Genomic DNA, 14,420 nt, shown 5'->3' with positions numbered 1-14,420 from the left:
AGGGAAATTATGACGGTTGAAATGAAAGTACCCGTGTTGCCTGAGTTAATAGATACTGCAAAAATTGCAACACTCTATGTAGCCGAAGGACATCAAGTTGCAAAAAATCAAGTCTTATGTGATATCGAAACGAGTAAGGTCGTATTGGAGCTACGAGCGCCAGAAGCCAGCCGTATCGGTAAAATCGTGGTGAACGAAGGCGATGTTTTGAAAGCCGATGCGCTTATTATGTCAATCACTCCAGATCCAGAATTAAACCACTTAGTTGCACTTGAGCCGAAGAGAGTTCATCGGTTGCTCAGTAATGAAGGCATCACAACTGACCATAAGTTGAAAGGAAAAGGCAATATTGATGTGCAGATCGATGTATTACCCGATTTTGTTGATAGCGCAACGATTATTGAAATCTATGTCAAAGAAGGAGATAAGGTTGCTTGTGGCGATAGGCTTTGCGATGTTTATACTGACAAGGTCATCCTCGAAGTTTGTGCTCCCAATGATGGCGTAGTGTGCGATTTTATCAAAAAGCTTGAGCAAGCAGTCGTTGCAGGTGAAACGATCGTCACTTTGTATCACCCCGAGTATATTGGGCCTGAGACTACACTTCCTGAATCGAAAGAAGATAATATTGATGCCTTAATAGCTCAAGTATTGTTAGATCCAGCTTTGGATAATGAACCTTCTACGCTGGTCGAGTTCAATAGGCCTTCTCATCAGGCTACATGCGATAATTTAGAAGCGCATAAAGACATAGCGGCAGTTGAAGCAACCGATAGCACGGTTATTGACACACAGCTTAAAAATGAATCTCCCCCTCTTAGTATTCAAACTGGCGATAGCTATGTTGATTTAACAAATGACCATGTTAGTTCAGCTTCAACGTCTTTACGAGCAGAGTCTACAGTTATTGAGCGCATAGGGGAGGGTAACAACAGCGGAGTCGGAGGGGCAAGCTCTGGCAAAGTGTTTACGTTTGCAGCCAGTGTAATCGTTATTGCGCTGGCGGGTTATTTTTTGCTGATATAGCTTCGCGCTTGTAGCATCTGCAAAGAAGTTAACCAGCTATTTTACTCAAAAAGGAGATTTTTAATGAGTTATAATGTCATTGCATATCAAGTCGATGCAGAAAAAGTAAAAGCGGTGTGGGGAAGTAAAGATCAGCAATTTTTGCAACGATTTTTATCCAAATACCGAGATGAAATCGCAGGACAAGAAGACGAGCTGGATGTTAAGGGATATGCCGCTTGCATGGCGAATATTATAAATGGAACGAGTACGGATGAGGACGACGAAGACAACTTTATTTACGGTTATCTATATGAAATGCTGTGCCAAGAATTTGGTGAGATGGTTCGCCATGATGACTTTCTAGACATAATGGAAGATGTGACGCCATCTAATCATAAAGCATTTATTCCTATCCCCAGAAATGATGATTGGCCTGAATTCTACAGTGTCCCTTTTGAAGAATTAGAGCAGGGACGACAGGTTTTTCTTGGTAGTGACGAACCATATACTAAGGAAACTTCCTATATAGAAACGGTGAACTTCATTTTCGATACAGCAGTTCAAAACCACAAAGCTTTGGTTATCTTTGGTTATTGATTTGAGGTTTCAATCTACCGATTAAAATTTTTGACAATAAATACGGCGCTGTTTGGTGCAGCGCTAATAGCCTCTACATGAAAAGACGATAAGTAACAATAATCTAGCCATAGTCAGTATTCCTTGAGTTTAAGTAATCATGTTGATATGGCTAGAATAGAGAAAGAAACTTTCTCGAAACTTACAGTTCAGTAATTAATCATATAAACTCAAAATTCCTTCGTTCGTATTGCCGTTATGACTGCAAAAGCTTAGTATCAGGTAACTTCGCAAGCGTTTGAGTGCTTGGTGTATAAGAATCAGAACCGATTTGCTGAATAATTTGCTTTGAAACACACCGCGTAAATAACGATAAAGTAAAATGCTATTCGGTAATCTAAAAAGAATAAAAGGGTGAACAATGAGTGAAGAACAAAACCAACCGCAGCAAGAGACGTTGACACCAGAACAACAGCAGCAAAGATCAATACAATGGCAGCGTAGCTGCGTACAAGCTGCACAAAAACACCTCGCGGATAAAGGAGTGTTACCGCAAAGTATAATTGAAAAAGAATGTCGTTATATTGAGCCATTGGTTGCGCTTTGGAAAATCAAAGGTCAAAACGGCAAAAAGTATTGGGTGATCACAGGTAATCTACCGACGGATCATATTGAGGCTTCCGCTGCAGCGACAGCACGTGAAGCACTGCGCTATTTTTCATTCCATTGGCAAATGAAAGCAGAAGAAATTATGTCTGCAAAGCCAGTAGAAAAAACACAAGCCCAGTTTGCTAATCTACTAGTAAACCGAGCTCATGGTCTATATGACCTTTTCGCTAAAGATGAACTTTGGGCTAATGAAGCATCGTAAACGGTTCCATCTTGAGTGATTGAATAGGGCATTTCAAGCGCTGTCTTGGAATGCCAGCTTCCATAAATACGTGCCCATGCGTGGAAAACCCCGACTGTAAAAATTCGGGCACTTCATCCAAAATGCATTGGATAAAAACATCTTCAAAGCCTTTGTCTTTTGCCAAGTCAACAAGTCCCCCGATCAACGAAGCATAAGCATCTCGATTACGGTGAGATTTGAATATGGCAATGCGGCTTAATAACCCGTCTTCGCACAGTCTCCCTGTGCCAACTGGCCCATCGAATTCGTCAATAATGATTAAGTGCTCAGCAGTGATATCTTGCTGATCAAATTCGACTTCTTTAGGAATATGAAGTTCATACACAAATACGCGCTCGCGTATCGCTTTTAGCTCCAATTTTTTGGTTTGCCAAGTTACTTTACTGATCCTATAACTCATACTGCCCCCATCTACAGATTGCACCTGCATTCCCTGTTTAGCGACAAGCTAGAGCTTGCGAAAACCTTGAAGATCAAGGATTTCGCGGCATATTGTTATTTTTGTGAACGCGGCTATCTTGTTCTAACAGGCTCTACTCCCAGCCCTCATCGAAGTCAGCATCGGCTGGATCGCTGTCTTCAACGAAGTAGGTCCCATCATTAATCAGTTTAGTTAACGTTTGTTTAAATTCCAAACTATTTAATGCAGGAATTATTGCATTAAACTCAAACACAACATGATCGCTTAGCTGCTTTACGGCATCTAAACAATGATGGTCTAATTCATAGTTTTCACCATTAACACTGAACAAAATATGATCGTCACAGATTTGGTAAATAGCACGTACTCCACCAGCGCGATAAACCAATGGGTTATCTTTGGCGATCTCGAGAAGCTCCTGAGGATCAATTATGGGTTCTAATGGCGCGAGATCCATCTCATGTTTTGGTTCGCTGAGTGTCTTTCCAAGCCATTGACTGTATAGTGCCTTATCTTCAAGTAAAGCATTGAGCAGAGACTTTATCTGTTGTTGGTCGCTGCAGGTGACTTCGCCAATAGACGCTCTGAGTTGTAATTCTGGATCGCTAAAACGGCGTTTGCCAGCTTCCATATCAATTACGTGATCAGCAAAGCTTGAAAGTAAGTCTTTTTGATCAGGCGCTCGAAAGCCAACTGAGTAGTTTAAAGCATTCTCAACTGCATAACCTTCGTGAGGACAAGCTGGCGGAATATATAAGATATCACCCGGTTCAAGAACTGCATCAATGACCGCTTCGAATTGCTCTACTTGTAATAGACTCTTGTTGCGCGCAAATTGCTTTAGGCTGTTGTCCCGTTCGCCAACTCGCCAATGACGTTTACCTTGTCCTTGAATTATAAAAACATCATATTGATCTAAGTGCGGACCAACGCCACCACCAGGAGTCGAAAAGCTAATCATCAAATCGTCTATGCGCCAATTTGGTATGAATCTAAACGCTTCTATTAATTGTGCGGCTTGTGGGTGCCAGTGATCAACGGCTTGGACCAATAGGGTGCTGTTACTATCGGTGAGTAAATCAAATTGTTCAAAAGGGCCGTGATGAGCTTCCCAGTTATTATCGTGATTAGTGACAATTCGAGATTCTATGCATTCTTCAGTTGCAAGGCCGGCAAGTTCTTCTGGCTCAATTGGGTCTTCAAAGTCTCGGAATCCTTGTTTGATGAGTAATGGCTTCTTTTGCCAATACTGGGCAAGAAATTGTTCGAAGGTAAGGTCATTAATTTGCAGTTGATACATAGGGAAATTCCAGTAATAAAAAAGCGAAAGAGTGCACTCTTTCGCTTATTCTATACCAAGTAGTAAAAAGCTGGTGTCGCTTTATACTTAGTTTAGTTCGTCAATGAACGCTTCAGCACGACCGATATAGTTTGCTGGCGTCATTTCTTTCATTTGTGCTTTTACTTCATTTGGCAAGTCTAGGTTATCGATGAAGTCAGCCATGATTTCTTTGTTTACGCGTTTACCACGAGTAAGATCTTTTAGCTTTTCATATGGCTTTTCGATACCGTACTTACGCATTACCGTTTGGATTGGCTCTGCAAGTAGTTCCCAGTTATCATCAAGCTCAGCAAGCAAACGATCAGCATTAACTTCTAACTTGCTAACGCCTTTTAGCGTTGCTTGATACGCGATAAGCGCATAACCCATACCAACACCTAAGTTACGTAAAACCGTTGAGTCGGTTAGGTCACGTTGCCAGCGTGAAACAGGTAGTTTTTGTGCAAGATGCGCAAAGATAGCGTTAGCAATGCCAAGGTTACCTTCAGAGTTTTCAAAGTCGATAGGGTTAACTTTGTGAGGCATTGTTGAAGAACCAATCTCACCAGCAATGGTTTTTTGCTTGAAGTGGTTTAGCGCGATATAACCCCAAACGTCACGGTCAAAGTCAATTAAGATAGTATTGAAGCGTGCAATCGCATCGAATAGCTCAGCGATATAGTCATGCGGTTCGATTTGCGTTGTGAATGGGTTCCAAGTCAAACCTAGGCTTGATACAAAACGTTCACTGTGTGCATGCCAATCGTAATCAGGGTAAGCGCTTAGGTGAGCATTATAGTTGCCAACGGCACCATTGATTTTACCAAGCATTTGTACGTTAGCGATTTGCTGGCGTTGACGTTGCAGACGAACATACACGTTTGCAAACTCTTTACCCATGGTTGATGGTGAAGCAGGTTGGCCGTGTGTACGAGTCATCATTGGAATTGACTTATACTCAACCGCTTTGTCTTTGATTGCGCTCAGTAGCTCATCACAGTATGGCAGTAATACCGTGTCACGCGCTTCAGTTAGCATTAGGCCATGAGAAAGGTTGTTGATGTCCTCAGAGGTACATGCAAAATGAATAAATTCATTGACGGCATTTAGCTCGGCATTGTCAGCTACTTTTTCTTTAAGAAGGTATTCTACAGCTTTAACGTCGTGGTTAGTGGTGCGCTCAATCTCTTTTACGCGTGCTGCGTCTGCTTCGCTGAAGTTTTCAACGATGCTATCAAGAAGTGCGTTGGCTTCATCGCTGAAAGCAGGTACTTCTTTAATGGCGTCGCTGCTCGCTAGCGCTTGTAGCCAACGAACTTCTACGATGACGCGGTATTTGATCAAGCCAAATTCACTGAAGATGCTTCTCAGTTCTTTGGTCTTGCTACCATAGCGACCATCCACAGGAGAGATAGCGGTTAACGCTGAAAGCTCCATAATAACTCCTAACTATTTGTTTTTGAACGATACTTAGATAGTGGTATTAGAACCACTACGAATTTTATACCAACTTGATTAATTAAGTGGTCTACTTTGAGGCGATAAAATCTAGTCGATAACGCCGCTTCCGCATCCTGCTCACGCCAAGGTACCTACATCCATATAGGCAAGGCGAAAATTTTGCTATTTAGTTGTTCTAAATAAGAAATTCTTAGCCCTGTTAGCGTCAGATTTGCTCCTTCAAATTGAGCAAGTATTAAGACAAATTGGTATTACATATAACTTTTTGCAGCAGTAATGATTTTCTTTTTCGCAAAAAAGAAATGACGACGTTTACCGCCGAGCTGGCGCCACAATACTGCACTACGGATCCCCGCAAGTAATAGCGCCCGAATTTTTTGTTGTGTTGCTGTTTGTTTTAATAGCTCAGGCTTACCGAATACTTGGATCTTAGGGCCAAGAGGGCTTATTACTTGACCGTAAATGTCGGCAAGTGCGGCAACAACTTGGCTTTCACAGATATCAAAGTGTAATAACTGGCGCTCAACTTGCTGAATTTTTTGTGCTAACAAATCAAGAGATTTGCTATCGTTACTTAGCACTCGCTCTAATTGCATCATCGCGCCAACATATTTAACCATTTCAACGTCTTTTTCGCCGCCAGCCGAAAGCTGCTCAATTAGCGTTCGACAGCCTGTTTTGATGGCAAATTTGTCTGGGTAAACGTCCTCTGGGCGTTCAGGAGAAGTATTAATAATGCTTTTTAAAAAGCCCTCAACTTCATTTTCATTGAAGGTGCCGTAACGCGCACATTTTTGTACCAGTTTACTGATCTGACACATTGCCGCCAGAGGCATTACGTATTGGTTTTGCATTATTTAATCACCGACTCAATAATACCGCCGCCAAGGCACACGTCATTTGCGTAGAATACCGCAGATTGTCCGGGAGTTACGGCTTTTTGTGGCTCATCGAATAGCACACGTGCCATACCATCTTGGCCAACTAATAACGTACAAGGAATGTCGGTTTGGCGATAACGTGTTTTTACCGTACAGCGAGTTGTACCTTGCGGACCTACGCGGTCGACCCAATGTAGTTGATTTGCGTTTAAACCGTTGCTGAACAGGCGAGGGTGGTTTTTACCTTGACCAACAACCAGTACATTACGTTCGATATCTTTATCTACCACATACCAAGGTTCGCCGTTGCCTTCTTTAGAACCACCAATTAATAGACCCTTACGTTGACCTAGCGTGTGGTACATCAAGCCTTCATGTTCACCAACATGATTACCTTCGCAATCTTCAATCACACCAGGCTGCGCGGGTAAAAATTTGGCAAGGAAGTCTTTAAATTTGCGCTCACCGATAAAGCAGATCCCGGTTGAATCTTTTTTATCGTGTGTGATTAAGCCTTGGTCTTCTGCAATTTTACGCACTTCTGGCTTTTCAATTTCACCCACAGGGAAGAGTGTTTGCGCAATATGTTCATGGCTTAATGTGTAAAGGAAATAGCTTTGATCTTTGTTCTCGTCATCTCCACGAAGCATAACGAATTTACCGTCACGCTCTGCGCGACGAACATAGTGGCCAGTTGCGATATAGTCCGCGCCCAACGCTTCTGCTGCAAACTGTAAAAAGGCTTTAAATTTGATTTCTTTGTTGCACATGATGTCTGGGTTTGGTGTACGGCCAGCCTTGTATTCTTCAAGGAAGTGTTCAAACACATTGTCCCAGTATTCAGCAGCAAAGTTTACGGTGTGTAGCTCAATACCTAGCTTATCACACACTGCCTGAGCATCTTTTAGATCTTCAGCTGCTGCACAATACTCATCATTGTCATCTTCTTCCCAGTTCTTCATAAACAGGCCTTCTACTTGGTAGCCTTGTTGTTTTAAAAGGTAGGCAGATACAGAAGAATCTACACCGCCGGACATTCCGACAATGACTTTAATGTGACTATTATCGCTCATAATTTCGCTATTAATCTTAATGCTCAGATAGAAAGCGCTTATTATACTCAAATCTCTTTAAATTGCACGTCCGTGAGGCGTTCAAGCGCAGGAGAAAAGTCCTAGTAGGAAATGCTAAAGCACTCGATATTCACCGTTTTTAAGATCGCCCAGACTATATTTGCCTATTTGTGCGCGAATAAGTCGAAGCGTGGGATGACCAATATGCGCCGTCATACGACGAACTTGTCTATTACGTCCTTCTTTGATGGAGATAGAAAGCCAGGTTGTTGGGATATTTTTGCGTTCTCTTATCGGCGGGTTACGCGGCCAAACATTGGGCTCGGTTATTACTTCCACTTTGGCAGGTAAAGTTGGACCATCTTTTAGTTCTACACCGTTTCTTAGCGCGTTTAGGCATTCGCTACTTGGCTCTCCTTCGACCTGAACCCAGTAGGTTTTATATGTCGATTTTTTAGGAGAAGTCAGGGTGTTTTGTAATTTTCCGCAGTTGGTAAGTAGCAATAACCCCTCACTATCTCTATCCAAGCGACCTGCAGCATACACATCTTTGATATCAATAAAATCAGCCAATGTTTGACGATTTTGATCATCAGTAAACTGACACAAAACATCAAAAGGCTTATTAAATAGAACGACTTTTACTTGCTCTGGCGGTAGGGCGGGTTTTGACAGCCGATTAGTTATTGGCTTTTTCCGTGCTGTGTTGTGTCTAGAGAATGCGGGCTTATTAGCATGTGATTTTCTTTTGTTATTTGTATTGGCTCTACTACTTGTGTTCATCGCCACATTCCTAAGGTTCACGAAAAATGGCATTTTAGCGCAATTGCTCCTGAGTGTCGCCTGCAAGCAAAAAAGCGACCCTCAGGCCGCTTTTTGACTGTTATCCGAAGATTACAGTGACGCTAGTACGTCGTTAAATACCGCAGAAGGACGCATAGCTGCGAACGCTTTGTCATCTTCAGGCTGGTAATAACCACCAACATCCATTGCTTGACCTTGTGCTTCATTCAGTGCAGCAACAATGTCAGCTTCTTTTGCTGTTAGTTCCGCAGCAACATTTTCAAACTTAGCTTTAAGCTCTGCATCTTTGTCTTGTGCAGCCAGCTCTTGAGCCCAGTACATTGCAAGGTAAAAATGGCTACCGCGGTTATCAAGCTCTTTCACTTTACGTGAAGGTGACTTGTTTTCATCTAAGAATTTAGCCGTTGCTGCGTCTAGTGTGTCTGCAAGTACTTGTGCCTTAGCATTACCCGTTGTTTGGCTCAAATGCTCAAAAGAAGCAGCAAGTGCAAGGAATTCACCTAGCGAGTCCCAACGCAAGTGGTTTTCTTTTTCGAACTGTTGAACGTGTTTAGGCGCAGAACCACCCGCACCAGTTTCAAATAAGCCACCGCCATTCATTAGTGGAACGATAGATAGCATTTTTGCACTCGTACCAAGCTCTAAAATTGGGAATAGGTCAGTTAGGTAATCACGTAACACGTTACCCGTTACTGAAATAGTATCTTCGCCCTTTTTCATGCGCTCTAGAGAGTATAGTGTTGCATCCACTGGTGCTTTGATTAAGATTTCAAGGCCATCAGTGTCATGCTCTGGCAGATATGCGTTTACCTTTTTGATAAGTTCAGCGTCGTGAGCACGGGCTTCGTCTAACCAGAAAACGGCAGGTGTATTCGTTGCGCGAGCACGGTTAACCGCTAGTTTTACCCAGTCTTTGATCGGTGCATCTTTCACCTGACACATACGCCAGATGTCGCCTTCTGCAACAGTGTGCTCAAGTAAAGTGTTGCCCGCCGCATCTACAACGCGGATTGTGCCAGCTGATGGCGCTTCAAACGTTTTGTCGTGTGAACCGTACTCTTCCGCTTTTTGTGCCATTAGACCGACGTTAGGGATCGTACCCATAGTACGTGGGTCAAATGCACCGTTTTCTTTACAGAAATCAATCGTTGCGCCGTACACACCTGAGTAACAACGATCTGGGATCACAAAAGCCGTATCTTGTTGTTTACCTTCAGCATTCCACATCTGACCGCTTGAACGAATTGCAGCAGGCATTGATGCATCAATGATCACGTCACTAGGTACATGCAGGTTTGTAATACCACGGTCTGAGTCTACCATCGCGATATCAGGTGCTGTCTCGTAAACGGCTGCAAGGTCTGCTTCGATTTCTTTGCGCTTCGCGTCGTCCAACGACTCAATTTTTGAGTACACGTCGCCAACACCGTTGCTTGCGTCAACACCGATTTCAGCAAATGTCGCCGCATGCTTTTCGAATACGTCTTTGTAGAATACTTTTACAGCATGACCAAAGATGATTGGATCTGACACCTTCATCATGGTTGCTTTCATGTGTAGCGAGAACAAAACGCCTTTATCTTTTGCTTCTTGCACTTGTACTGCTAAGAATTCACGTAGTGCCTGTACACTCATACGAGAGGCGTCAATGATTTCACCCGCAAGTAGTGGCGTGCTTTGTTTTAGTACGGTGATGTCACCATTGTTCGCTACGTGCTCAATACGAACATCAGTCGCTTCAGCAACCGTTACCGACTGTTCAGAACCGAAGAAGTCACCGTCAGCCATTGATGCAACATAAGACTGTGAGTCTTTAGACCAAGCACCCATTGAATGCGGGTTTTTACGAGCATAGCCTTTGACTGAAGTTGGAGCACGGCGGTCTGAGTTACCTTCACGAAGTACAGGGTTTACTGCACTACCTTTGATTTTGTCATAACGCGCTTTAACATCGGCTTCTTCGTCTGTTTTTGCTTCAGAAGGGTACTCTGGAAGCGCGTAACCTTTAGCTTGCAATTCTTTAATTGCTGCACGAAGTTGTGGAATTGAAGCACTGATATTAGGTAACTTGATGATGTTAGCTTCAGGCGTTTTAGCAAGTGCACCTAGCTCAGCGAGTGCATCACCAATACGTTGTTCTTCTTTTAAGTACTCAGGGAAAGTCGCAATAATACGTCCTGCAAGTGAAATATCGCGAGTTTCAACTTCGATATTTGCAGGCTTAGTGAATGCTTGGATGATTGGCAATAGCGAGTAAGTTGCGAGAGCCGGGGCTTCATCTGTTTTGGTATAGATAATTTTCGATGTCATCATCATTCCTAGATAGTTGTGGGCTTTTACGCCGTTCAACAATTGCTAATAGGACTAAGCAACGCAATTTTCACACTCAACAACGTGTCGTTGTCGCTGGTTAAAACGGGACCAGTTCACTAAGCGATTAATGAAAGGTGCAAAAAACCTCGACAATCCTCGTTAGAATCGATGCCTAGGTAGCGCAGCATTAGCAAGTTTGTTAGGTATTTATACTTTTGGCTTATTACAATAACTGGTATTCATTCAGCATTGAAATGCATCAAGTAGCAATATCTAATCAACCTGAAATTGACTTTGCAAGCGTGCTTTAGTCTAACAGTGTTTGCATATGGGGGCTAATTATTAAATTTAAAGTGTAAAAGTGAAAAGTTATAACAAACGTGATAAGGAGAGATTGAAGATTTCTTTTAGTTATTGTGCAGATATTTAAAAAAGAGGAATAAGCGAGCACTCATGTAACCCGCTTTAGCCAAAAACTACGTTAACACTTAAACAACATCTTCCGTAATTGGAGCGATGTTGGTTGCGTGTAGACCCTTAGGTCCTTGTTGTAGCTCGAATGATACATCCTGACCAGCTTTAAGCGTCTTGTATCCATCCATTACAATCGTTGAGTAATGAGCAAAGATATCTTCGTCACTGCCGTCTTCTACGATGAAACCAAACCCTTTGGCGTTATTGAACCATTTGACTTTTCCGCAAGCCATACTTCTACATCCTTCTATAAGTTGACTAAATTAATGTTAATCTACTCTTTTAATTTTGCTAAACTGCCCATAGATTAGGCAGTCATGTAAGACTGTAGTTTATATGAGCAAGCAGTCAAGTTTTTTGCTCTTTTTTTTAACATTTTATTTATTTCTCAAATCTATTTGCTTGAGTATATAAGACAAGACTATATTTATTATGAGTGGGACAAAAGATTCGGGTGTATTGGACGCCGTTCGCGAGGAACAGAAGCAGCAGCTTCAACCGCCGCGAAAATATAAAGTGATTTTAAACAATGATGATTACACGCCCATGGATTTTGTTGTCGAGGTATTGACGACATTCTTCAATATGGATAGCGAGAGAGCAACTGAGGTGATGCTTGAAGTGCATCACAAGGGAAAAGCGGTATGTGGAGTATACCCTGCTGACATAGCCCATACCAAGGCTGAGCAGGTAAACCGATATGCTCGTGACAACGAGCACCCGCTGCTCTGTAGTTGTGAGCAGGAATAACCTATAAATTTCTTGTTGGGGGTTGCCAATGCTAAACAAAGACTTAGAACTTACTCTTAACGCCGCGTTTCGCGAGGCCCGTTCTCGCCGTCATGAATTTATGACGGTTGAGCATTTATTACTTGCATTGATCGATAACCCCTCTGCTAGTGAGGCGCTTGATGCCTGTGGTGTCGATATGGATACCTTGAAGCGCGAGTTATCAGAGTTTATTGATGAAACAACGCCTGTTATTCCTGATTTAGAGGAAGACAGAGAAACACAACCAACACTTGGTTTTCAGCGTGTATTACAACGCGCTGTATTCCATGTTCAATCATCTGGTCGCTCAGAAGTAACAGGGGTAAACGTGCTTGTCGCGATTTTTTCTGAGCAAGAAAGCCAAGCTGTTTATTTACTTAAGAAAGCCGACGTTAGTCGTCTAGATATTGTTAATTTCATTAGTCACGGTATCTCTAAAATTGAAGATGATCACGAGCGAGACGATCATGAAGAGATGCAAGACGATAGCGGTGAAATGCAACAGGAAGAGAAAACCAAGCTGGAAAATTTCACTTCTAATCTAAATATTCAAGCGGAATCTGGACGTATTGATCCGTTGGTTGGTCGTGATGAGGAAGTTGAGCGTACGGTTCAGGTGCTGTGCCGTCGTAAGAAAAATAACCCGTTACTCGTTGGTGAAGCGGGGGTTGGTAAAACCGCGATTGCTGAAGGTTTAGCTTATCGGATCGTCAATAATCAGGTACCTGATGTAATTGCTGACGCTGTGGTTTACTCACTGGATATGGGAGCATTACTTGCGGGTACAAAATATCGCGGTGACTTTGAGAAACGTTTTAAAGCGCTACTGAAAGAACTTCAGTCAAAGCCTCATGCGATATTATTTATTGACGAAATCCATACCATTATCGGCGCTGGCGCTGCTTCAGGTGGTGTGATGGATGCATCTAATCTAATTAAGCCACTGTTATCGAGTGGACAGCTTCGCTGTATGGGTTCGACAACATATTCTGAATTCAAGAATATCTTTGAGAAAGACAGAGCATTAGTGCGCCGCTTCCAGAAAATTGACGTGGTTGAACCAAGTGTTGAAGATACCACGAAGATCTTACATGGCTTGAAAGAGCGTTATGAAGAGCACCACGGTATTCGTTACACGCAAAAAGCGTTAAAAGCGGCAGCTGAGCTGAGCGCTAAATATATTAATGAGCGTCATTTGCCTGACAAAGCAATCGATGTCATTGATGAAGCGGGTGCAAGTCAAAGGCTACAGCCAACTTCAAGACGGAAGAAAACGATTAATGTGTCGGACATTGAAGCTATTGTGTCTAAAATGGCGCGTATTCCACAGCAAAGCGTATCATCTAGTGATAAAGAAACGCTTAAGAATCTTGATCGTAACTTAAAGATGTTGGTGTTTGGCCAAGATGAGTCGATTGACGCGTTAACATCAGCTATTCGCTTATCACGCTCAGGTCTTGCTAATGAAGACAAGCCTGTAGGTTCATTCTTGTTTGCAGGTCCTACTGGGGTTGGTAAAACCGAAGTAACCAAGCAACTTGCTAAGTGTATGGGCATAGAGTTTATTCGCTTCGATATGTCTGAGTACTCTGAGCGCCATGCCGTTAGCCGCCTAATTGGTGCGCCTCCGGGATATGTTGGCTTTGAGCAGGGTGGACTGTTGACCGAGGCTGCAATCAAGCATCCTCATGCAGTGGTGTTGCTCGATGAAATAGAGAAAGCACACCCAGACATCTACAACATTCTATTGCAGGTTATGGATCATGGTACGCTAACAGACAACAATGGTCGTAAGGCAGACTTTAGAAACATTGTGTTGGTGATGACAACAAATGCGGGTGTGCAAGAGACTGTTCGTCAATCGATTGGATTCCAGCAGCAAGACTACTCTCATGATGCCATGGTAGAAATCAATAAGGTGTTCACACCAGAGTTTAGAAACCGCTTGGATAACATCATTTGGTTCAACCACCTAGAGAAAGAAGTTATCTTGCAAGTTGTTGATAAATTCATTGTTGAATTGCAAGCGCAGCTTGATAAGAAGTCTGTTAATCTGGAACTTACGGCGCAAGCACGAGATTGGCTGGCAGATCTTGGTTACGACAAGGCAATGGGGGCTCGTCCAATGGCGAGGGTTATTCAGGACAACCTGAAAAAGCCTCTTGCCAATGAAATCTTGTTTGGTCATTTGTCTGATGGTGGGACGGTAAAAGTCACAGTGAAAGACAACAAGTTGTCTTTTGATTACCAAACGGAAGCGGTGTCAGCATAAGACCTTTGAACTATAGGATAAAAGCCCAGCACTGCTGGGCTTTTTGTTATCACTGAGTTTGATGCGGCATTACCGTCTTTTAAACTCAGCGTTAGTCGTTCGTGTATACTAATTGCTTGAATGAACTTGGTA

Annotated in this window: 13 protein-coding genes; 5 read left to right on the top strand and 8 right to left on the bottom strand. The window is 42.7% G+C overall.

Annotation, left to right across the window (positions count from 1 at the left end):
- Positions 1 to 9 precede the first annotated feature (9 nt).
- From MHN32_RS16885 to MHN32_RS16875, 3 genes are all read left to right on the top strand, one after another.
- Complete coding sequence (locus tag MHN32_RS16885; RefSeq protein ID WP_239422363.1) at positions 10 to 1,026, top strand: biotin/lipoyl-containing protein; 1,017 nt, start codon at positions 10 to 12, stop codon at positions 1,024 to 1,026.
- Between the two features lie 63 nt (positions 1,027 to 1,089).
- The gene (locus MHN32_RS16880; RefSeq protein WP_239422362.1) at positions 1,090 to 1,605 is read left to right on the top strand and encodes a hypothetical protein; all 516 of its coding nucleotides are present in this window, start codon (positions 1,090 to 1,092) and stop codon (positions 1,603 to 1,605) included.
- 400 nt (positions 1,606 to 2,005) lie between these two features.
- Complete coding sequence (locus MHN32_RS16875; protein WP_010604923.1) at positions 2,006 to 2,455, top strand: DUF4826 family protein; 450 nt, start codon at positions 2,006 to 2,008, stop codon at positions 2,453 to 2,455.
- Here the strand turns inward: MHN32_RS16875 and MHN32_RS16870 are convergent.
- The 8 genes from MHN32_RS16870 to cspD all read right to left on the bottom strand — a co-directional run bounded on the left by MHN32_RS16870 (position 2,439) and on the right by cspD (position 11,478).
- On the bottom strand, positions 2,439 to 2,897 hold the full coding sequence (locus MHN32_RS16870) for a GNAT family N-acetyltransferase (RefSeq protein ID WP_239422361.1): 459 nt from the start codon (positions 2,895 to 2,897) through the stop codon (positions 2,439 to 2,441). The genes MHN32_RS16875 and MHN32_RS16870 overlap by 17 nt on opposite strands.
- Before the next feature lie 133 nt (positions 2,898 to 3,030).
- A complete protein-coding gene (locus tag MHN32_RS16865) occupies positions 3,031 to 4,218 on the bottom strand; it encodes a cupin domain-containing protein (protein WP_010604921.1) in 1,188 nt (395 codons plus the stop codon).
- 87 nt (positions 4,219 to 4,305) lie between these two features.
- Positions 4,306 to 5,676: an adenylosuccinate lyase gene (gene purB, locus MHN32_RS16860; RefSeq protein WP_102056909.1), complete on the bottom strand. Its 1,371-nt coding sequence runs from the start codon at positions 5,674 to 5,676 to the stop codon at positions 4,306 to 4,308.
- Positions 5,677 to 5,951: 275 nt separating this feature from the next.
- Positions 5,952 to 6,554: a high frequency lysogenization protein HflD gene (hflD, locus tag MHN32_RS16855; RefSeq protein WP_010604919.1), complete on the bottom strand. Its 603-nt coding sequence runs from the start codon at positions 6,552 to 6,554 to the stop codon at positions 5,952 to 5,954.
- Positions 6,554 to 7,654: a tRNA 2-thiouridine(34) synthase MnmA gene (gene mnmA / locus MHN32_RS16850; RefSeq protein WP_010379287.1), complete on the bottom strand. Its 1,101-nt coding sequence runs from the start codon at positions 7,652 to 7,654 to the stop codon at positions 6,554 to 6,556. Before mnmA ends, hflD begins: the two co-directional genes overlap by 1 nt.
- A 114-nt stretch (positions 7,655 to 7,768) precedes the next feature.
- Positions 7,769 to 8,437 (bottom strand): pseudouridine synthase, encoded by a 669-nt coding sequence (locus MHN32_RS16845; protein WP_010604917.1) that lies wholly within the window; start codon positions 8,435 to 8,437, stop codon positions 7,769 to 7,771.
- 111 nt (positions 8,438 to 8,548) lie between these two features.
- The gene (locus tag MHN32_RS16840) at positions 8,549 to 10,768 is read right to left on the bottom strand and encodes an NADP-dependent isocitrate dehydrogenase (protein WP_206471231.1); all 2,220 of its coding nucleotides are present in this window, start codon (positions 10,766 to 10,768) and stop codon (positions 8,549 to 8,551) included.
- 491 nt (positions 10,769 to 11,259) lie between these two features.
- Positions 11,260 to 11,478 (bottom strand): cold shock domain-containing protein CspD, encoded by a 219-nt coding sequence (cspD, locus tag MHN32_RS16835; RefSeq protein WP_010379294.1) that lies wholly within the window; start codon positions 11,476 to 11,478, stop codon positions 11,260 to 11,262.
- A 199-nt stretch (positions 11,479 to 11,677) separates the two neighbouring features.
- Between cspD and clpS the strand changes: the two genes are divergently transcribed.
- Positions 11,678 to 11,995, top strand: coding sequence for an ATP-dependent Clp protease adapter ClpS (clpS, locus tag MHN32_RS16830; RefSeq protein ID WP_010379297.1), 318 nt, complete (start codon positions 11,678 to 11,680; stop codon positions 11,993 to 11,995).
- Between the two features lie 28 nt (positions 11,996 to 12,023).
- Positions 12,024 to 14,288: an ATP-dependent Clp protease ATP-binding subunit ClpA gene (clpA, locus tag MHN32_RS16825; protein ID WP_010604915.1), complete on the top strand. Its 2,265-nt coding sequence runs from the start codon at positions 12,024 to 12,026 to the stop codon at positions 14,286 to 14,288.
- Positions 14,289 to 14,420: the final 132 nt, after the last annotated feature.

This window comes from Pseudoalteromonas sp. Of11M-6, assembly GCF_022347905.1.
Classification (GTDB): domain Bacteria; phylum Pseudomonadota; class Gammaproteobacteria; order Enterobacterales; family Alteromonadaceae; genus Pseudoalteromonas.
This window is presented reverse-complemented; position numbering and strand designations above follow the sequence as displayed.